Below are 20,060 nucleotides of genomic sequence, written 5' to 3' on the forward strand. Positions count from 1 at the left end.
CGGCTCACGCGGTTTGCGACAGGTACCGATCAATGCTTGCCAAGGATATCATCCGCATCATTCTCTACGGAGTTGGGCTCAGCTCGCTCGGCGCCGTGATCTATTTCGCAGGTCCCTTCATTGCATTCGGCGACTGGCATCCGCTCGAGAACCACATCATCCGCCAGATCGCGATTCTGCTGCTGATCACGGCCGTGGCGGGCGTCGCCGGCTTCAGTTTCTTCAAGCGGCGCAAGAATGCCAAGGAGATCGCCGACGGGATCAGTGCGGCAGACCAGCCCGTCAGCGACGAGCCGGTTCTCAAGGAGCGCATGAAGGATGCGCTCGCCACGCTGAAGACCGCCAGCGGCAACAAATCGAGCTATCTCTACGATCTGCCCTGGTACGTCATCATCGGTCCGCCCGGCGCCGGCAAGACCACTGCGCTGGTCAATTCCGGGCTCAAATTTCCGCTCGCGCGCGGGGCGACGCCGGCTGCGGTCGCGGGCGTCGGCGGTACCCGCTATTGCGATTGGTGGTTTACCGAGGAGGCCGTGCTGATCGATACGGCCGGCCGCTATACCACTCAGGATTCCAACGCCAAGGCCGACAAGGAAAGCTGGCTGGCTTTCCTCGACATCCTCAAGAAGAGCCGGTCGCGCCAGCCGATCAACGGCGTCCTGGTCGCCATCAGCATCGAGGACGTGCTGACGCTGCCGAAGCAGGAGCTCGCGCTTCACGCCGATGCCATCAGAATGCGCCTGCTCGAGCTGCATCAGAAGCTCAAGGTCAGCTTCCCCGTCTACGCGCTTTTTACCAAGGCCGACCTCGTTGCCGGCTTCACCGAATATTTCGCCTATCTTGGCGAGGCCGGCCGTCGCCAGGTCTGGGGTGCGACGTTCCAAACCGCTGACAAGACCCAGAATCTGGTGGGACAGATACCGGTCGAATCCGACCGTCTGCTGGAGCGCCTGAGCGAGGAAACACTCGACCGCCTGCAGGACGAGCCGACGCCGCAGCACCGCGTGCAACTGTTCGGCTTCCCGGCACAGATGGCGCGGCTCAAGCCCAAGATCCACGACTTCCTCAATCAGATCTTCGAGCCAACGCGCTACCACGTGAACGCGAACCTGCGCGGATTCTACTTCACCTCGGGTACGCAGCAAGGGACGCCCATCGACCAACTGATCGGGTCGCTGGCGCGCACGTTCGGCGCGGAGGAGGTCGGTTCCGGATCCTATTCAGGGACGGGCAAGAGCTATTTCCTAGCCGATCTCATTTCCAAGGTCATCATCGGAGAGGCCGACTGGGTTTCGACCGACCGTGCGGCGGTGCGCCGCGCCCTGATTCTGAAAACCGCAGCGTTTTCCTTGATCGGTCTGGTCTCGATCGGGCTGATCGCAGGATGGCTGACCAGCTACAAGCGCAATTCCGACTTGATCGCGCAGAGTGTGCAGGCGGACAACGAATATGCAGCCGCCGGAGCGCCTCTCATCAAGCAGACGCTGATCGACGATCATGACCTCGACAAGGTGTTGCCACTGCTCTATCGGCTGCGCAATGCCCCGGCGGGCTACGGATCGCGCAACGAATCGGTGCCCCTGTCGGCCCGTTACGGGCTCAGCCAGCACGCCCGGCTGATGTCGCCCTCCAAGGCGGCCTATCATGCGGCGCTCGAGCGCATGTTCAGGCCACGCCTGCTGTATCGTTTGGAGGAGCAGCTCAACGCGCGCATCAACGAACCTGCTTTCGTCTACGAGGCGCTGAAGGTCTATCTGATGCTCGGCGGCCTGCAGTCGCCGGACCGCGAACTGATCCGCTCCTGGATGCAGCGCGACTGGCAGGACAACCTCTATCCCGGCGCAACCAACGCAGAAGGACGGCGCCTGCTCGATGATAACCTCACGGCGATGTTCGACCTCGAGACGGAGCAGCCCCCGCTTGTCGAGCTGGACGGCCGGCTGATCAAGCAGGCGCAGAATTCGCTCGCGCGCCTGAGCGTGTCGCAGCGCGCCTACGAATTCCTGAAATCCGAGGCTCGCTCATCGACCGCAGGTGACTGGATCGCCGCCCGCCGCGGCGGTCCTGACATGGCGGTCGTGTTCGAAACCACGACGGGGCAGCCCCTGGACGCTGTGCGGGTGCCCCAGTTCTTCACGTATAACGGCTTCCAGCAGAACTTCGTCGCCCGGCTGCCGGGTTTGTCGGAGCGCATGAAGAAGGAACGCTGGGTTCTGGGCGATGCCGGCCAGCAGTCGGCCATCGACCAGCAGTACGACAACCTCGCCGGCGACCTCTTGAACATCTATTCCAACGAGTTTGTCACGACTTGGCGAACCGCGCTGGGCAGCTTGCGTCTGAAGAAACTGCTCGCCGACAAGCCGAAATACGAGGTGCTAAGGGCGGTTTCCGCGCCGACCTCACCGATGCGGCAAATCCTGGAATCGGTGCGCGACGAGACGATGCTGACCAAGGAACGGCCGAAGCCGGCGAATGCTGCCACGAACCCGGCCACGCCTGCTGCGGCCGCGCCGCCACTGTTCACCAACGCCCAGGATGGACCGCCCGGGACGACGATCGAAGCGCAGTTCAAACCATATCATGCGGTGCTGGAAGGCGACAGCACCCGCCGGCCGATCGACTCGACCATCGCCAATCTGAACGACATCGCGCAGAATCTGACGCTGATCATCGAGAACCCGCAACTGACTGCGCAGGCGACCGCTTCGCTTCAGAGCGAGGTTGCGGCCCTGCGCAACAATGCCTCGCGCATGCCGCCGCCGTTCTCCGACATGCTGCGCGCGGCCGCCGCGGAGTTCGAGGGCAGCATTGCCGCCTCGACTGCCGGACAGATCCTGCAGGCGCTGCGCGATCAGGTCACGCCGGTTTGCCAGCAGACGGTGGCCAACCGGTATCCGTTCGTCCGCGGCAGCAATCAGGAGGTGCCACTCGCCGACTTCGCCAAGCTTTTCAGTCCGAACGGCGTCATGGACAAATTCTTCACCCAGTTCCTGGCATCCTACGCCGACACTTCGCGATCAGATTGGACGTGGCGGAAGGAGAGTCCCGTCGGCCGATCGTTCTCGCCCGACACGCTGAAGCAGTTCCAGAATGCGGCCTACGTCCGCGACGCCTTCTTCCAGACCGGCGGTGGCGTGCCCGCGGTGTCGTTCGCGATCCGGCCGCCCGGGGCATCCGGGCCGGGCGTGACGGTCAAGACCGAGATTGGCGGTACGACGATCACCAGCCCGGTCACGCCGGGCCCGCCAACGGCTTCGTCCATGTTCGGCGGGCCGCAACCTCCGCCACCACCGCCGCAGCCTCAGAGCAACGCACCGACCACCGTTCTCTGGCCGGGTCCGTCGCCGCGGACGGCAATTTCGGTCAGCAACGATATCGGGCCGCCATCCGTGCTCGAGCGCATCGGTCCCTGGTCGTTGTTCCGGATGCTGGAGGCTGGATCCTTGGTGGTGAAGGCGGAAACCGCCAGCGCGACTTTCATCGTCGCCGGGCGCGAGCTCAACTATCAGATTTCGACCGGGTCGTTGCGCAATCCCCTCAACCTGTCGGTGCTCCGCGAGTTTCGCTGCCCGACCGGAATATGACCATGCGTTGTGGGCTATTCGGCAAGATCGGCGCTAAGCGTGATTTCATCGCGATCGCCACCCCGCGCAGCTTCCTGGAAGCCTGGGAGCCATGGGTGCAGTCTGCGCTGTCGGCCAGTTGTCATCAGCTCGGCCCGGGCTGGCAGCAGGCGTTCCTGACCGCACCGGTCTGGCGATTCTGGCTTGGCGCCGCCATCTGCGGCACGACGGTGGCGGGGGCAATGATGCCTTCGCTCGACGGGGTAGGGCGGTATTATCCATTGACGCTGCATGCGGTGTCGGACGAAAGCGCCTTACTGCCGCCGCCGAGCGTCGATCCTCAGGATGAATGGTACGGGCAGGCGGAGGCGTTCCTGCTTTCGACCCTGGATCAAACTTCAACCTTTGAGCAGATATCGGATGCCCTGGATCGCCTCGCGGTGCCGCGACCGCAGGCGCCGATCGCCGACGAATCGCAAATGATCGCACTGGGCGCAACAACCGTCGGGGCGGTTTCCGCGGATGGCGCATTCACCCAGACCTTTGCCGCGCTTTCCGCTGCCAGTCCGCAGATCTATGCTGCGGCAAGTTTCTGGTGGACCGCGGGTGGCGAAGGCTTTCCATCAATCGCGCTCGCTTGCCGCGGATTGCCGGATCCATTTCACTATTCCACACTGCTGACCGGCGATCTCGGCCGTACAGCATCCGGGACGGGGTGACGCGCGATGGTGCATGTCCCTTCCTTGTTCGATGTCGGTAGCGTCACTCATGCCGGACGGGTGCGGACGCGAAACGAAGATTCGTGCCTGGTCCGGACCGATGTCGGCCTGTGGGCCGTCGCCGACGGTATGGGCGGTCACGAGGCCGGCGATCTCGCCAGCCGCATCGTGGTGCAGTCGCTTAACACGATCGGCTTGCCGGACTCGGCCGCCGACTTGCTGGCGCAGTGCGAGGAGCGGTTGTTCCACGCGAACCGACAGATCCTGTCGCTCAGCAAGGAGCGGCAGGGTGCCACCGTCGGCACCACGGCGGCGGTTCTGCTCGTGCGCGACGGCTATTATGCCTGCATATGGGCGGGCGACAGCCGGGTCTACCTGGTCAACCGGGGCAGCATCAATCAGGTATCGCATGATCACAGCGAGCTGGAGGAACTGATTGCCGGCGGCGCGGTGTCGCGCGAGGACGTCAAGGACTGGCCGAGCAATGCCATTACCCGGGCCGTTGGCGTCGCCGACGATCCGGAGTTCGAGGTCGTGACAGGACCGGCGGAGCCGGAAGACGTCTTCGTGATCTGCAGCGACGGCTTGACCAAGCATGTGCGAGACGACGAGATCCTGCGGCACGCGATCACGCGGCACGCCCAGGCGGCTTGCGATGACATGCTCGCTTTGGCCCTTGATCGAGGAGGGCTCGACAACGTGACGATCGTGGTTGTGCGGCTGCTGATGCCGCGATCCTCAGAACCGACAAGATCGCCGCTGGATCGGGAGTCGCAACCATGACCGTCAACGATCCATTCCCGTCGGGCTACCGCGGTGTGCCGCCCGGCACCCGCCTCAACGGCATCTACGAGATCGAAGCGGTGATCGGCGCGGGCGGCATGGGTGAGGTCTACAAGTGCCGTGAGATCCAAACCGGATCGCCGGTTGCGGTGAAAATGCTGCTGCCGGACATGGTCGACAACGAGGCCGCGCTCGCGCTGTTCCGGCGGGAGGCAGCGGCGCTTCACAATCTCCCGCACGACGCGATCGTTCGCTACTTCCTGTTCACCGTGGAGCCCGTGCTGCAGCGACCGTATCTCGCGATGGAGTTCGTGAACGGCCGTTCGCTCTCGAACATGCTCGACGAAGGGCCGTTGACATTCGAGGCGCTGGTCAGGCTGATGCAGCGCGTTGCATCGGGACTGGAGGCCGCCCACGAGCACGGCATCATCCATCGCGACGTTTCCCCGGACAACATCATCGTGCCGCTCGACGATGTGAGACGCGCCAAGATCATCGATTTCGGTATCGCCCGATCGACCCAGATGGGCGACAAGACCATCATCGGTTCGGGCTTCGCCGGCAAGGACAACTACGCGTCTCCGGAGCAGGTCGGCCTGTACGGCAACGAGATCACGGCGAAGTCCGACGTCTACAGCTTCGGCCTCGTGCTGTTCCATGCGCTGACCGGACAGAAGCTCGACATGGGCGGAAGCCAGTTTCAACTGGTGGAGAAGCGCCGCCGTGTGCCCGATCTCGGTGCGGTAGACATGCGCATCAGGCCTTTGCTGGAGCGCATGCTGCAGCCCGATCCGGCGTTGCGTGCGACCATGGCAGAGGTCGCCAGATGGACGCCGACAGGTCCGCCTCAGACATCCACCGCGCCGCTGTCCGGCTTCGATCCGCTGGCACCGCCGGAAAGCGCGGCGCCGGCCTGGCAGGACAGGGCGCCCTCAACCGCGCAGAAGAGGCCGCGCGGTCTCTGGCTCTATGCGAGCGCAGCCGCGGTGCTGCTCATGTTGGGCGGGGGTGGATATGCCTTCTACAAGCTGGTCTGGTCGGCGCCTGGCGTGGCGGGCTTGCCGCCGCCTCCGAAACTCGCGGGGACAATGTCGCCGCCGAAAGTCGAGCCCTCTGCACCACAGCCCGGACGTCGGGAGCCGGTGAAGCTGTCACCACCGCCGACGGTAACGCCCACTCCGCCAGCCGACGGGCAGGGACGAGCCGAGCGCATCCGCAAATATGTGACTCAATATTCCGGCGGCGATTGCTTCTTCATCTTGCCGGTTGCGGTCAGTCAAACCGCCGCCGTGATCGAAGGCTTCGGCGCCTCGACGGCCCCGTTCGATACGTTCGACAAGGCGTTTCGGCGGGACCAGGGATTTGAGGCTTCGGTCGGCGTCAGGCAGGTGACCCAGGCCCAGTGCCCGGCCGTCAAGTTCTTGAGCCAGGTGGGAAGCGATCAGGTGCGCGTGCCGCGCGTCACCCTGTCAGCGACGGAACTGAAGGCTGGCGAAACCCTCAACGGCACCATCGAGAACTTCGCCAATCGGGTGGTGGAATTGCTCGTGGTATCGGATCGCGGTGAGGTGCAAAGCCTGTCTTACCTTCTGAAGCCGGGTATTGACTCGCTGTCGTTTTCGCTCCCGGTGCCGCGCGCGAGCGGTCCGCAATTGATCTTGGCCGTAGCGACTCCGCAGGTTCTGGACTCGTTGCGCCAGCCGCGACCGACGGCTGCCGACACGTTCTTCCTGCAGGCGCTGAGTGACGCCCAGCGCAACCACGTGACGATCACCGCGGCCGCGCGCTACGTCATGCTTACGAACTGATCGGCGCTCAGAATTTTCCAATCATCAGGATCTTCAGGTCGGCATCCGGCTTGAAATCGCTTGCCGTATATTCAAGCGTGATTCCGGTCGGGGACGCCTTGAGCCGGCCCTGGCAGAAGCTGACCAGGCGGTCGCTGCCACCGGGGTCGATGGTCAGCTTGAACGCCCGGATCGGCCCGGCCCAATTCGCGCCGGTCTTGAGCACATATGAAATGCGCCGCTCCTGCAGCTTAGCGGTGTTGGCCGTGCCGTCGCCGGCGCGCTTGTCGAGCTCGGCAAGGAACTCGTCCGTGACGCAATAATCCTTCCGGTAACGCGCGACTTCCGGGCCGAGTGCGTTGCTGCGGCGCAGGCCCGGGCGCAGTATCGTGTCAGCACTGGAGCCGACGCTCGGCCGATACTGGTGTTCGACGACAACGGCGCGCGAGGGCGGAAACACCTGCTGGCGCACGGCAGACGTCCTGGTGACCCAGCCTGGAGCATATTGCTGACGGCCGTTGTCGCTCATTCCGGCAGGCATCAATAGCCCTTCGTCCACAAGCCGGGTTCGGGTTGCCGCCGGGAGGTCGGCCACGCGGATCTCGCGGCTGCCGATGGGCAACAGCGGCAGCTTGAGCTGGCGGAGCAGTGCGCTGACATCCTTGTCGCCAATCATGGCGCGCTGATCAATCGTCAGCGGCGCTGGGCTGCCGTCGATCCGGGTCTCGAAGTCTACGAAGTTCACCGGGTCGTTCGACGGCAGCGCAATGTTATCGGCCTCCGACAGGTCGATGTCGGGCAGCGGAAAGGCCACAGTCAGCCTCACCGGCTTGTTGGTGACGTTGGCGAATTGATAGCGAACGATGATCCTGTCGAGTGCGATACGCAGATCCTCGCTCTCCATGGCCACTTCGCGGGTGCGAACGAACTGGAGCCCTCCGATCGACAATTCGGCGGCCGAGTCGTTGGCCCGTGCCGGCCAGTTGGTCGCAACCAACAACGCGACCATCAAGGCTCGGACCCGCAACGGCGCGCGGGGCAGCGGTCCGTTCAGCATGCTCTTCTCCATACGGCGTCGCAACATGTGCCGGTCTGCCCGGCAATGAGTCAGTCGAGGGCGTGGTAAAGATCGCCCCATTCGGGCTTCCAGACGCCGTCCGGATCGCACACCACGATCGCGAGCTTCACGTCATTGGCCAGCCGGATCGCGCCGCGAAAGGCGTCCTGGGCCGGCAAGGGGGCGCTGACCTGGTCATTGGACAGCCGTCCGCCGCTGCTGGCAGCCGGCATCACGACCGATCCGGTGGCGCCGTCAATGTCGCGTTTCAGGATCAGCGTAATGGCGTCGGGCTGGATCTCGTTGACCTGCTCAAATCTATTCTTGGCCATGGTTTTTGCACCGCAAGCTGAAGACATTCGGACTATCACCGTCCGGTGATAGAATTGAACGCGATTGAGATTGCTCACCACTAATTGACGCGCCGCATCAACGGCATCTCGGATTAGTCGATCTGGCGCGACAATCGGTTCGGGCACATTGAGGCGAACATGTTTCGTCCAACGAGTTGGATCTGGGTCTTCATCGTCGGTGCGAGCATTTTCGCCACCGGGACGCATGCCGAGGACACCGTCGTGCGGAGCTTTTCGGGCGGCTCGGCTGCCTCCATGGTCGGCATCGTCCCGGCCGGCGAGGACGTGGAACTGGCTGGTCCCCAGGCGCTCAGTGCCGACGGGCAGGGCAACCTGTTCGTACTCGATCAGGTCAACGGACGCATTCTCCAGTTCGATCCCAAGCGACCGGATTCCGATCCTGACGTCCTCAAGATGCCGAGGGATGTACAGCCGACCGATCTCGTCGTTCATAACGGCGACATCATGGTTTGGGACGGCGGCGTCCGCACATTGAAGGCAGCGCCAGACCAGTCCACGCGCGGGCTCGGTGGCGACGAAATCCAGCTTGAGGAAGTCTCGAGCCGCGCCACGGACGACCAGGTCGCCATCTCCGCCTTCGCCCAGATGGGATCGCAGCCACCCGGCAGCGCGACCGAGCTGCTCGACCAGAACACCCGCGCGGCCGTCGTCAAAACGGGCCGGCAGCCCGACCGGCAGTACGTCGCGTCCCGCAGCAAGGGCTCGGTCATTGCCGATATCATCCCGGACAAGGGCAATTCCAGCGTGCGGATCGAGATCCAGACCATGGTTACCAATGAGACCATTGGCGCGCTCGGCCTGCGCGTGCGTGACCAGCTCGGTACGGTCGAGTTCCTCGAGATCGACAATAGCGATCGCTTCTATGTGTTGGCCGAAGACATTCCGCCGTCGGGAAAGAACGCATCCACTTTTGTCGTGCGCTATGCCGCCAACGGCCGGATCGAGGGAATCTACGAGCTGCCTCTGGAAAACACCCCGCTGACGAGGCGGTTCGTCACGATCTCGGGTGACGGCGACGTCTACTTCCTGCGAACCAAGCCAACCGGTGTCGATGTGGTTGGCGTCGGCTTCCGCCCCTTGCGCAACGCGTCGGTGATCGACGCGCGGCCGTCGCGGACGGCAACCGCGCAGCCTTACAACAATGGCAAGTTCAATGCGACAGCGGCGGTGCGGCCGTCAAATCGCCAGCAGGCGATCGAGACCGCGTTTGCGTTCGAGGGCGTGCAGTGGAAGCTGACGCCGGCGAACTATGGCAACGATCCGGACAGCCAGTGCAGCGGATTCAACCGCATTCGCCGCCCATGGTACCTTCAGGGCAAGGTAAACCAGGAGGTGCGCGGCGTACCCTATTGCTGGGGCTGTCACGGCTCGCTCGCAAACTTCCGGCAGCGCATCGAGAGCGGCACGTTGGCCGGGAATGTCTGCACCCGCAACGCGCCGCGGCCGGATGTGGCGGGCGTCGACTGCTCGGCGTTCGTCAGCGCCACGTGGGGACTCTCGGTCCACTACACGACCGCCGCCATTCCCGCGATCGCTGCGCCCGTGACGAACCCCTGGGAGTTGAAGCCCGGCGATGCACTCAACAAGCCCGGCTCCCATGTGATGTTGTTCCTGCGGTTCACGCCGGATCGCAAGGCGGAGGTGATGGAGTCCTCGACCGGCGGCTGCAACGGACGCGTTTGCCGCAACATCTATCCGTTGGCGAGCCTGCTTGCGCGTGGCTACACTCCGGTTCGCTTCCGTGCCTTCGCCGATGACCAGACAACCGTTTCGGCTGACGCCTACCAGGACTCCGATGCGCCGACGGGCCGCAAATCGGCGGCTACGAAAACCGCGACCAAGAGGCGCTGAACCATGTGTGTCACTGGCGCTACAGATGGATAGCGAATGCTGTTCGCAGGCTGGATCCGGGACGCTCGGGCGAGGTGTCGCCGCCACGTCCGACCGGCCCGGTTCGGGAACCGGCTTGCATGACATCGAGGTGCATCACGATGCGAAGGCCCAGAGGATTTGAGTACGGGATCTGCTGCGCTGCCGCCATTGCGCTTGCTGCGGTGATCGGTCTGCCGCTACAGCGCGCCCAGGCAGCGGAAGCACTGGCGATCAGCAATCCGGATGGGGCGGCCGTGCGCGCGCTCGTGATCGGAATCGACGATTACCAGCACGTCCGCAAACTGAAGGGCGCAGTCGCTGACGCTGGAGATCTCGTGTCCAGCCTGAAGACGATGGGGGTCAGCGATGTCGTCGAGTTGACCAATGCCCAAGCGGACAGGGCGAGCGTCTTGCGTGAAATCAGTGCATTGGTGACGCGCACAAAGACCAACGACCTCGTCTTCCTGTCGATCGCCGGCCACGGCACGCAGGAGCCTGAGCGCGTCAAGGGCTCGGAGCCCGATGGGATGGAGAACGTGTTCCTGCTGCCCGGTTTCGAAACCACGCCGAAGGGGTCCGTCGAGCGCATTCTGGGGAGCGAGTTCAACCACTTCATCCGGCAGTTCGAGCTGCGCGGCGCGAAGGTGATCTTCGTGGCGGACACCTGCCATGGCGGCGGAATGGTGCGCGATATCGACCCGCGGGCTGCGGAGATGAGCTTCCGGCAGGTGCCGCGCTACACGTTGCTTGTCGATGAATTGAAACCGGTATCGGACAGCAACGGTCCGAAGTCCGAGCTCGATCTCGACCACACGGCTTTCCTCGCCGCTGTTGATCGCTACACCAAGGCGCCCGAGGTACGGATTCCCGGGATCGATGGGCTGCGCGGGGCTCTCAGCTACGCGGTGGCGCGGGCAGTGGAGGGCAGCGCGGACATCAATCGCGATGGCAAGGTGACGCTCAAGGAGCTCTTCGCCAATGTCCGGCAGGTGGTCTATCAGCTCTCGGACCAGCGCCAGAACATCGTGACGATATCGTCACCGGCGCAGGCGCCGGAGACCGCCGTCGCCTTCGAGCTGACGCGCGGCGTGGTGCTGATTCAGGGGCCGGCCGCGAGGACGGCCTCCAGTCAGGCTGCTGATGGACAGGCGGCTGCCCCGCCGGCTGCGACGACCAAGGCTCCGGCGCTGCCGACGCTGGCCGCTGGACCCAATACGGTTGCGCCCTTCGCCGCTCCGACTGCTGCAGCCCCGACCGTCGCTGCACCGGCGCCCCTCCGTCTCACGGCACCGATCCGTCTGGCGGCGCTCGACGGCAAGATGAACTATTTCGCCGGCGTGACGCCGAAGGACGCCACCGTGCAGGCCGTTCAGCCGACGGACAATCCCGACCTGATCTGGGACCCGGTCTCTCATGACGTGATCGCCTGGGGCGATGTCGTCGCCTATGGGATGGACGTAGCCAATTTGCCGACGGTCGTGGATCGCACCGCAGCAATGCGCGAGCTCAAGCGCATGGCGACCCGATCGCCGCAGATCATGCGTATTTGGCCGGATGATCGACAGCAGCGCGCTGGTCAGACCGTCGAAGTCGAACTGTCCGACGTGGCCTCAAGGGCATTGCTGCTGTTCAATGTATCCGGCGATGGTACCATCCAGATGTTGTACCCGGTGGGTACAGATGCGGCAGTGGCCAAATCGTCGAACTTGCGGCTGCCACTCCGGGTGGGTGAGCCGTTCGGTGCCGAGCAGATCGTTGCTGTAACCTCGCAGCGGCGCATGGTCGATCTCGAGACCGTCCTGATTCAGCTCAATCGGCGACGCGCCTCAGGGCAGTTGATCAAGAACCTCGAGCGCTACCTGCCTGCGGACGCGCGGATCGCCTCGATCGGCTTCTTCAGCGCTCCCTGACATCTGTTTGGGGGAGCCCCATGTGGCGATCGGAGCTGATCCGCCGTAAACGAGTATGCTTCGCATTCGCCCTGCTGCTGGCGGGAAGCGGGGCCGCGCCCGCGGCGCCGCTGCGGCCGGAATCTCTACATGCGAGCATGGCGAGCGCACCAAGGTTTTGGCGCATCCAGGCGACGCGCGGACAGTCCAGCGCCGCACAGAGCAATGCTGCAAGTGTGTCCCTTGAGATCCTGCCCAGCCTGACCGTCGACGTTGGCGGCAAGGTGTCATTCGGCGTGACTGCGAAGAAGGCAGGCTATCTCATTCTGGTGGATGTCGATGCGGAAGGACGGATGTCCCAGATCTTTCCGACTCCCGAATTGTTGGAGCAGTCGGACGGCCGCGACATCAATCTCGTCAAGCCCGGCGTGCAATTTGTTGTGCCGACCCCGGCAGGGCGGCAACGTGGCTTTGAATATGTCGTCGCACCGCCGACCGGCTCGGCAATCATGGTTGCTATCCTGAGTGAACGGCGCGTGCAATTGCTCGATTTGCCGGATCTCCCGCGCAAACTACAGGATCAAGCCGATACGTTGAGCTATTTGTCGGCGTGGACCAGGGAGCTGCGTGTGCCGGACGGCGGCAGCGGAAAACTGGTGCCGAGCAATTGGTCGTTCGACGTCAAATCCTATTCCATCAAGTGAGCCGTGGCTGTCGGCTGTCTCAGAATTTGAACCCGAGCGTGAGCGTGCCGGCTGCTTCCATCTTGCCGTCGGCCGAGCAGCTCCCGTTGAGCGCAATCTTGACTCGCCCGAACTTCGCGATGTCGACGCTGACTCCAACGCGGGAAAAGTCGTTTGGCGAGCTCGGGATGATGAAGTTGACGTTGTCGAGCGCCCAGAAGGGCAGTTTGCCCTGCAGGTTGGTCTTCCAGAGCAATTCGACGAAGATGTGCCGCAGCGCATCAGGGTCGACGATGATGGTGCCTTTGCTGTCCGTGACCACGAAGCCCATCTCGTCGATATGGACGTTGCAGATCCGCTTCGACACGGCACAGTGCACCGACGTGAGATCCGGCAGGTTCGGTGAATCGCCGAACCGCCCCGAAGCCTTGGGATCCATCGCCGGTCCGGTACGCGGATCTGGTGTTGCGATCGGTCTTTCCTCCGGAAATGTTTGCCAGATTTGCCGAAAACCGATGCCGTCGGTGGCCAGGAATGAGGCCATGCCAAAGAAATGACCGCGGCCGGATCTCTCTCCGCGAAAAAAGACATTGTTGCCGGCGGGATATTTCAGGTTCGTTAGCGCATCGAGAAGACGGTTGTGATCCTTGGCCACGAAATTGATGCCATCGAGCACGAGCCGCCCCGCCTCCAGGTGCGAGCCGATGTGATCGTCGAGATCGATGCCGAGACCCTCCACCCGCCGGTGGATCTTCCTGAATACGTCGGTATCTCTCGCGGTGACCACCCGGGCCCGTCGCAGGGCGTCGAGACGTCGCTCCTCGTCTTTCTCCAGGATGTAAATCCGACAGAGCCCGGGCCGATCGATCGCAATGTCGAGATGCACGTGCGGAGCCTTGCCGGTCTGCGTGAAGCCGACGCTCTTGACGCCCGCCTGCAGCCACGGATCGTAGCCCGGCATGTTGATCTGGTCGGAGCCTAGCCGCGGTGCCTTGCCGGCGGCATCGAGCAGTTGCCGCCAGTTGTCGCACATGAAATCGAAACCAAGCGGATTCCAGTACGGCACGAGGTCGTGAATCTTGTAGAATCCGTAAAGCTGAATGCCGGCTTCGCGCAGCTTCAGCGCGACCTTGTTCATGTCCGCCCGCATGGCGGCGCGGTCCTGAGCCGAGTTGCCGGCTCTCGGCGCGGTGTTCGGATCGAAGGGTGGTTCCGTCATGTCCTGCGTGTCTCCTTGCATCGTTACAGTCAAGGTTAAGCAGCGAGCCGGTGACTGGCGTATTCGTGGCCGCCGGAGGGGCCTTTGCGACGCTACAGCCTACTCAGGCGGCTGTAGAAACCGCCGCGGGCAATCATGTAGTGAATGTCCTTCGGAAAGGGGAAAGCGCCGCGAACGTTGGCAATCGCCTGTTTGAGGAATTCTCCATTGCGTGACGCCGACTTCTGGCCCAGTGGAGGTTTGTCGGCGACCTGCGGAATCATGAAGCGGTCGACGAAGGCCGGATCCAGATCATTGACCCTGACCATCTGCCCAAAGGCCGGAAATGCATCATAGTGACCCACGCTCACAGTGAGGTTTTTGAGAGCAGGGCGCTGTGACGGAGGGCGATTGCCATCGAGCGTTGCGAGTCCGCGTCCGACCAGGTCCAGCTTCACCGATTGCGAAAGGGTGGTCGGGCCATAGACAATTTCGAGCGCGCAGGTGCTCTGGCCCGACAGCCATTGGTACCAGAACGTGGCGTCGTCCGGTTGCGCTTTGACGCCGTAGAGGCAATCAAATCCCCAGCAGGCCGACAGGTTCGGCTGATACTTTCCCAGGCTTCCGACCAGGTTGCGCATGCCGCTTCCGCCGCCGGAATGGCAGGCGATGATGAGCTTGCCGACCTGGAGCTGGGGTATGCTCCGGGTGCCGTTGACGGTGCTGGTAACAGGCGCCACGAACTTGGCAAGAGCTCCGAGGATCTCGTCCAGATAGCGTTCGCCCCATTTGGCAGAAGCCAGATCCTTCACGCTGTAGTTCCCGGCAAAGGTGTCACCGACAGCATATTCGTAGCCCAGGAATGGCGCGACAAGCACGACATCCTTCCCCGAGTCCCGGACCTGTTCGCGCAGACGCGCAGGATCGTTCCGGAACAGGTATTCATGATCCCTGACATAGAAACCGTGTAGCCAGATTACGACATCGAACTGGGTGGCGGCGGTTGCGTGCTTCGGTGGAAGATAGACCGCCGTCGGCCTCATGCCGGGCGCCTGCCGTTTCGTGAAGAGCGTCACACCCGGAAAGGTGCCGACATCTTTCTGCTCCAGCTCGCAGGTTGTCACTCAGGTCACTCCTTCGGACACCTCTTTTTTGCTTGGCGCTAGTTGCAGACCTCGACATTTCCAGTGTTGCCGCCGGGACCTCCACCGCCGCGGTATTCGAGGCGGCAGCCACGATTGACCTGACGGCAAAGATGCTGATCACAATAGATGCTGCCACTGCCTCCCTTGGCAGTCGCCTGTCGCCGTGGCGCGGGGGCCTCCGCAGCCGGCGCGAACCTCTCGCGGGCCGGGCGATCCGCGCGCTCGCCCGTATTGCGGTTTGCAACAGGCTTCTTGCCGCGCCGCTTCTCGCATTCGTTGTCGTCATTGAGGAACGAGCCCTCGGCGCAGGTGATCTTGCTGCACTGGTCGCCATTAGCCCTGTAGCCGCGTTCACAGACCAGCGGACAGACCCGCGACGATTTGAGCTTGATTGCGTCAAGTGCATCGAGACTCGCAAGCTTCGCGTCGAACTTGGTTCCCGCGTGGCGGTTGAAGAGCGAGAGCGAGCGCTGCGAAGCGGCATTCCATTCGCCATTGACGGTACTGGTGAAGCATCCGACGCGGCTCAATTCGCCCTGTACCAGCCTGGCGAGATCGGCCTGAGGGATATCGGCCCTGGCCGGATCGGCCTGCTGCGGCCCGGCGCTCAGAGCGGCGACCTTCGTGTCTGTGTCACTCTGAGCGGCCACAGCGGCTGGAGGCGGACTCACCGTGGTGGAATTCTCGACGGCGGCCTTGTTCCGAGTGAGCGCGGCGCTGAGCGATCCCTCGGATGTGGTCCGATTCCGCTCGGCATCGGCCGCTTGCTGTTGCGCCGCTAGTTTTGTTCTTTCGGCCGCAATACGGGCGTCCTCCGCAGCCTTCAGATCAGCGGCTGCCTTTTCCTGCTCTGCGCGCAGGGCGCCTTCGGAGGCAAGCCGGGCTTGCTGCTGTTGGGCTTGGCGCGCCTTTTCGGTCGCCGCAACCCGAGCCTCCTCCGCTTCGATCTGGTTGAGCTGAAGCTTGGCGAGGCTTGCATAATATCCGTCTGGATGCTGGCTCAGGAATACGCCCAGAGCGGCTTTATTGTTGAGCTGCAGCGCCAGTTCGTAGTCACGGCGAACCTCCGACTGGGGGTTGGCCGCCGCGGGCGCGGGCTCCACGGCCTTTGGAGCAGGCACGAGCGCAACGTCCTCGCCGCCCAACGAACCGTAGACGTAAGGCTCCTGCCGATTGCCCGTGGCTTGCAAGACGTCGTCGCGGACGAACCCAAAGGCCCTGCGCAGGTCGAGGCCCGGCTTTGCGATATACTTGACCAGTGCGGCCGCGTACGGGCTGTTCTGGCTGTTGCCGTCGAGCGCCGTCAACCCGGCCTTCGCGGCGAAGGCGATCAACGTATTGGAGACCGTTGGCTCGACCCTGGCGAGCCCGCGGCTGATCGATCGCGAGGCGACCGTTCGCTTCATCGTGTCGGCAAAAGGATTGTTGCGGCACGCGTCGACGATCACGACCCGTAGCTGCCTTGCAGGCTCGATCGCCAACAAGACACGGTCGAGCGAGAACGCCTCGTCGTAGATGTCCGTATCACGTTCAAGCCTGGCGTCGGTTGGGATCAGATAGTTCGTGCCATCGATCTCGATGCCGTGGCCTGCGTAGTAGACGAGTGCGATGTCGGCGTCGCGCGCCTGATCTGCAAAATCCCTCAGGGCTCGCTTCATGTCCGTCGCTGCGAGGTTGAGCCTCGAGTCGACCACGTCAAACCCCGCGGCTCTCAACGTCGCAGCGATGGCGCCGGCGTCGTTGGCCGGATTGGGAAGCAAGGGAGCGTTTTGATATGTGGCATTGCCAAGCACCAGGGCCACGCGCTTTGTCGCGAAAGCCGGCTGAGCAGTCAGGAACAGCGAGACAGCGAGTAGAAGAGCGTACAACTTGATCTGCGTGTAATTGCTCATGGCGCGACGTCCAACATCAGCCGAAGAATGGTAGCGTCAACGAAGTTGGCATGGCCGCGCAGAATGCTGACTAAACTCATAGCTCCTGGCGACCGCCTGGCTCGTGCAGGGAACAGTCTCGAGCCCGATCCATTCCTGATGTTGGTCGCGTATTCCAGTGAACGCGTTCAAGGGCCTCGGACGATTGTTGGGGCCGGCGAGCGGTCCCGCCGGCGCTCTTCGCACTCCGGTTCCTTGAGGTAAATTGTTGATATGTCTACTTTTACTGATCGGCTGGATCGTTTGCCTGAAGCGCTGAAGAAGGCCGAAAGTCGGTTCGGATCGAACTCCGCCGGTTACAGATCGAGCGGATGTGAAGCTGGTGTCAGACGTGCGGATCGATCGCCTTGGCCGGTGCCTGGCCCCGGCCTATCGTCCGGCACGTGGGGATCAGGAAAGGAGTTGTCGTGCGGTAGGCGGCATATTCGGGAAATGCCCGCCTCAGGATCCGCTCTTCGTTGATCATCCGCCGGCATTGGATCATCACAATCACGATGGCGACGAGGACGGCAAGCGGTGAAAGGACCTGGAGTGTCACGCCGACCAGGGCAATCCCCTCGCAGAGATAGAGAGGATGCCGGACGATCCGATAGGGCCCTTCCGTCACAAGACGCCTGGCCTCCGCTTGAATGCTGAAGGATCTGCCGAGCCAGCGGAGCACCACGATGCAGAGCGAGGTACCCACCAAGACCAACGTCGAGGACACAGCCGACCAGACGAGCCCGAGCTCTGCCTTCGGAAGAAATGCCAGGACGATGCTCAAAAAAGTACCCAGCAAGGCTGAGACCCGCGTCTCGATGCCCTGCGATTTCATGATCGGCACCAGCCGGGTGATGGTTGTCAGCGCGACGAGGCCGAGGAACAGGATGTTTGCAATTCTGGCCGCAAGCGCAAGCCCGTCGCGGAGATTGTCCGGCGGAAGCAGGTGAGGGACGCTGGCGGCGCCCATCAGAGCAGACCCGCCATAGATGATCACGACAACTGCCCTGGCGCTCCAATCCAACAAGGCATTACCCCCGCGCCCGGCAATCTCCTTCCGCGCTGTTCCCGCCTGATCGAGCTTCGCGCCAGTCACGGGAGTGATCTCGCCTGTTCGAAACCTGCCTCATTAGACGGCAGGCTTGCGGTGAGGTCAATTGGACCAGCCAGCCAGCGCGGTCATGCCATCCCCTGAGGGTTCCACAGCCGGATCATGAGATCGCATTGAACCGCTTCCGTCGTGACGACACAAATGATGGAAGAAGATCAAAAAGTAGTACTGCCATGCATTTGCACCGATCTGTGGCATTGCGCCGTACCCTGTTTCTTCTCGCTGCGCTGATCGTCTGTCAGCCGGCATGGGCTGCGAACCGTGTCGCGCTCGTCATCGGCAACTCGGCCTACAAGAACGCCGCAGCGCTTGCCAACCCAGCCAATGATGCTGCGATCGTTGAGGAGACGCTGAAGAGAGCGGGATTCAGCGTCGTCCAGACCCGCACGGATCTCCAGGCATCTGAGATGCGGCGTGCCCTGCGTGATTTTGCCGATGTGGCGCGCGACTCGGATGTCGCCGTCGTCTACTACGCGGGCCACGGAATCGAGCTCGAAGGTACGAACTACCTGATCCCCACGGATGCGACGCTCGAGCGCGATACGGATGTGTACGACGAGGCCTTTTCGCTCGAGCGAGTGCTGCTGGCGATCGAGCCGGCACGGCAGCTGCGGCTCGTGATCCTCGATGCTTGCCGCAACAATCCTTTCGCCGACAAGATGAAGCGGACGGTCGGCTCGCGGGCTGTCAGCCGGGGCCTCGCCAGGATCGAGCCGGCGACCTCGAATACGCTGGTTGCTTTCGCTGCCAAGGCTGGCTCGACGGCGTCCGACGGTGGCAGCAGGAACAGTCCCTATGCCTCCGCACTGGTGAAATATATCGCTACTCCGGGCATGGACCTGCGCAGGGTGTTCGGCTTCGTCCGCGACGACGTCATGAAGGCGACCGGCAACAAGCAGGAGCCCTATGTGTACGGTACGCTCGGTGGCGATGATGTGCCGCTCGTGCCGGCACCGGCCAAGGAAGCGGTCGCCACAGCGCCTCAACCGGCCCCGCCACCGCTGCCTGCAACTCCACCGGTCTCGGCGCGTGCAGAAATCCGGCACGATTACGAGCTCGCGCTGCAGATCGGCAACAAGGATGCGCTGAACTACTTCCTTGCCCAGTATCCGGACGGCTACTACGCAAATCTGGCCAAGCTGCAGCTCGCCAAGATCGATGCGGAAGATAGGCGCGCGGCCGCAGCGGAAAAGGCGCGCCAGGCCGAGCAGGAGCAGGCGCGGCTCGTCAACCAGGGGGCCCAGCAGACACAACTGGCCAAAGCCGCCTCGGACTTGAAAGCAGCGCAGGACGCTCGTGCCGAGGCCGAGAAGGCCAGAGAAACCGCGCAGCAATTGGCCGCGCAGGCCGAGCAGCGTCGCCGGGAAGCTGAAATAGCCGTCGCGAGAATTGGCGCTCAGGCTGGGTCCGACCCGCAAGAGGCCCCCCCGAACTCGGATGCGAAAGTGGCCGCGCTGCCGCCTCCACAGACGTCCGCGCCGGCACCGCCATCCAAGGCCGAGCTTGCAAAATCGGTGCAAGCCGAGTTGCGCCGGGTCGGTTGCTTTAGCGGACCGGCCGATGGCGACTGGGATGCGGCCTCACGGCGTTCGCTCGAGTTGTACAACAAGAATGCCGGCACCACGTTCGATGCCAAGGCTGCGAGCCCTGAGGCGCTCGACGCGATCAAGCTCAAATCGGCGCGGGTTTGCCCGATAATTTGCGGATCCGGCCAGAAACGCGATGGAGATCGATGTGTCAAGATCACCTGCGCCGCGGGCTACTTCCTGAACAATGACGATGAGTGCGAGAAGCGCAGGGCCCGTCCGACACCATCCGCAAAGCTCGAGCGCAGGAACAGGGATCCCGAAGAAGCTCCGGCACGGCCTGCAAGGCAGCCGAAGCCCGAGGCTAACGCGGGCGGAGGCGGAGGAGGCGGCGGCGGCGGAATCGGCTTCATACCGTTCTTCCTGCCCTAAGACTGCTCGGT

14 protein-coding genes are annotated in these 20,060 nt (G+C 63.2%); 8 read left to right on the forward strand and 6 right to left on the reverse strand.

The annotated features are described in order from the left end of the window. Positions 1 to 32: 32 nt before the first annotated feature. The 4 genes from tssM to EHH60_RS18980 are packed head-to-tail and all read left to right on the forward strand — an operon-like array spanning position 33 to position 6,873. Complete coding sequence (tssM, locus tag EHH60_RS18965; RefSeq protein ID WP_124160961.1) at positions 33 to 3,584, forward strand: type VI secretion system membrane subunit TssM; 3,552 nt, start codon at positions 33 to 35, stop codon at positions 3,582 to 3,584. After that, positions 3,581 to 4,282, forward strand: coding sequence for a type VI secretion system-associated protein TagF (tagF, locus tag EHH60_RS18970; protein WP_124160962.1), 702 nt, complete (start codon positions 3,581 to 3,583; stop codon positions 4,280 to 4,282). Before tssM ends, tagF begins: the two co-directional genes overlap by 4 nt. Positions 4,283 to 4,288: 6 nt before the next feature. Next, entirely contained in the window at positions 4,289 to 5,065 is a 777-nt protein-coding gene (locus EHH60_RS18975; protein ID WP_124160963.1) for a PP2C family protein-serine/threonine phosphatase, read from the forward strand. Continuing rightward, complete coding sequence (locus tag EHH60_RS18980; protein ID WP_124160964.1) at positions 5,062 to 6,873, forward strand: serine/threonine-protein kinase; 1,812 nt, start codon at positions 5,062 to 5,064, stop codon at positions 6,871 to 6,873. Before EHH60_RS18975 ends, EHH60_RS18980 begins: the two co-directional genes overlap by 4 nt. A 7-nt stretch (positions 6,874 to 6,880) precedes the next feature. Here EHH60_RS18980 and EHH60_RS18985 read toward each other — a convergent pair whose 3' ends face one another. Both EHH60_RS18985 and EHH60_RS18990 read right to left on the reverse strand, forming a co-directional pair. After that, positions 6,881 to 7,861, reverse strand: coding sequence for a DUF4424 domain-containing protein (locus EHH60_RS18985; protein WP_199751598.1), 981 nt, complete (start codon positions 7,859 to 7,861; stop codon positions 6,881 to 6,883). A gap of 98 nt (positions 7,862 to 7,959) precedes the next feature. Next, on the reverse strand, positions 7,960 to 8,241 hold the full coding sequence (locus EHH60_RS18990; RefSeq protein ID WP_124160965.1) for a hypothetical protein: 282 nt from the start codon (positions 8,239 to 8,241) through the stop codon (positions 7,960 to 7,962). 159 nt (positions 8,242 to 8,400) lie between these two features. Here EHH60_RS18990 and EHH60_RS18995 point away from each other — a divergent pair, with 159 nt between their 5' ends. From EHH60_RS18995 to EHH60_RS19005, 3 genes are all read left to right on the forward strand, one after another. Next, the gene (locus EHH60_RS18995; protein ID WP_124160966.1) at positions 8,401 to 10,134 is read left to right on the forward strand and encodes an NHL repeat-containing protein; all 1,734 of its coding nucleotides are present in this window, start codon (positions 8,401 to 8,403) and stop codon (positions 10,132 to 10,134) included. 140 nt (positions 10,135 to 10,274) lie between these two features. Further along, positions 10,275 to 12,065: a caspase family protein gene (locus EHH60_RS19000; protein ID WP_199751575.1), complete on the forward strand. Its 1,791-nt coding sequence runs from the start codon at positions 10,275 to 10,277 to the stop codon at positions 12,063 to 12,065. A gap of 20 nt (positions 12,066 to 12,085) precedes the next feature. Further along, complete coding sequence (locus EHH60_RS19005; RefSeq protein ID WP_124160968.1) at positions 12,086 to 12,748, forward strand: DUF4384 domain-containing protein; 663 nt, start codon at positions 12,086 to 12,088, stop codon at positions 12,746 to 12,748. A 19-nt stretch (positions 12,749 to 12,767) separates the two neighbouring features. On the opposite strand, the gene EHH60_RS19010 is transcribed toward EHH60_RS19005, so the two are convergent. The 4 genes from EHH60_RS19010 to EHH60_RS19025 form a co-directional block, all read right to left on the reverse strand. Beyond that, complete coding sequence (locus EHH60_RS19010) at positions 12,768 to 13,946, reverse strand: hypothetical protein (RefSeq protein WP_124160969.1); 1,179 nt, start codon at positions 13,944 to 13,946, stop codon at positions 12,768 to 12,770. Positions 13,947 to 14,038: 92 nt separating this feature from the next. Beyond that, a complete protein-coding gene (locus EHH60_RS19015; protein ID WP_124160970.1) occupies positions 14,039 to 15,049 on the reverse strand; it encodes a hypothetical protein in 1,011 nt (336 codons plus the stop codon). Between the two features lie 38 nt (positions 15,050 to 15,087). Further along, entirely contained in the window at positions 15,088 to 16,962 is a 1,875-nt protein-coding gene (locus tag EHH60_RS19020) for a caspase family protein (RefSeq protein WP_124160971.1), read from the reverse strand. Positions 16,963 to 17,326: 364 nt separating this feature from the next. Beyond that, positions 17,327 to 18,076, reverse strand: a complete 750-nt coding sequence (locus EHH60_RS19025) for a methyltransferase family protein (protein ID WP_245454526.1) — start codon at positions 18,074 to 18,076, stop codon at positions 17,327 to 17,329. 188 nt (positions 18,077 to 18,264) lie between these two features. Here EHH60_RS19025 and EHH60_RS19030 point away from each other — a divergent pair, with 188 nt between their 5' ends. Beyond that, positions 18,265 to 20,049, forward strand: a complete 1,785-nt coding sequence (locus EHH60_RS19030) for a caspase family protein (protein ID WP_124160972.1) — start codon at positions 18,265 to 18,267, stop codon at positions 20,047 to 20,049. Positions 20,050 to 20,060 lie beyond the last annotated feature (11 nt).

It is taken from the genome of Bradyrhizobium sp. RP6, assembly GCF_003837805.1.
Classification (GTDB): domain Bacteria; phylum Pseudomonadota; class Alphaproteobacteria; order Rhizobiales; family Xanthobacteraceae; genus Bradyrhizobium.

Coding starts and splice junctions, on each gene's coding strand:
- tssM (WP_124160961.1), top strand. CDS start 33: ATGCTTGCCAAGGATATCATCCGCATCATTCTCTACGGAGTTGGGCTC.
- EHH60_RS19030 (WP_124160972.1), top strand. CDS start 18,265: ATGCATTTGCACCGATCTGTGGCATTGCGCCGTACCCTGTTTCTTCTC.
- tagF (WP_124160962.1), top strand. CDS start 3,581: ATGACCATGCGTTGTGGGCTATTCGGCAAGATCGGCGCTAAGCGTGAT.
- EHH60_RS19020 (WP_124160971.1), bottom strand. CDS start 16,962: ATGAGCAATTACACGCAGATCAAGTTGTACGCTCTTCTACTCGCTGTC.
- EHH60_RS19010 (WP_124160969.1), bottom strand. CDS start 13,946: ATGACGGAACCACCCTTCGATCCGAACACCGCGCCGAGAGCCGGCAAC.
- EHH60_RS18980 (WP_124160964.1), top strand. CDS start 5,062: ATGACCGTCAACGATCCATTCCCGTCGGGCTACCGCGGTGTGCCGCCC.
- EHH60_RS19005 (WP_124160968.1), top strand. CDS start 12,086: ATGTGGCGATCGGAGCTGATCCGCCGTAAACGAGTATGCTTCGCATTC.
- EHH60_RS18995 (WP_124160966.1), top strand. CDS start 8,401: ATGTTTCGTCCAACGAGTTGGATCTGGGTCTTCATCGTCGGTGCGAGC.
- EHH60_RS18985 (WP_199751598.1), bottom strand. CDS start 7,861: ATGGTCGCGTTGTTGGTTGCGACCAACTGGCCGGCACGGGCCAACGAC.
- EHH60_RS18975 (WP_124160963.1), top strand. CDS start 4,289: ATGGTGCATGTCCCTTCCTTGTTCGATGTCGGTAGCGTCACTCATGCC.
- EHH60_RS18990 (WP_124160965.1), bottom strand. CDS start 8,241: ATGGCCAAGAATAGATTTGAGCAGGTCAACGAGATCCAGCCCGACGCC.
- EHH60_RS19000 (WP_199751575.1), top strand. CDS start 10,275: ATGCGAAGGCCCAGAGGATTTGAGTACGGGATCTGCTGCGCTGCCGCC.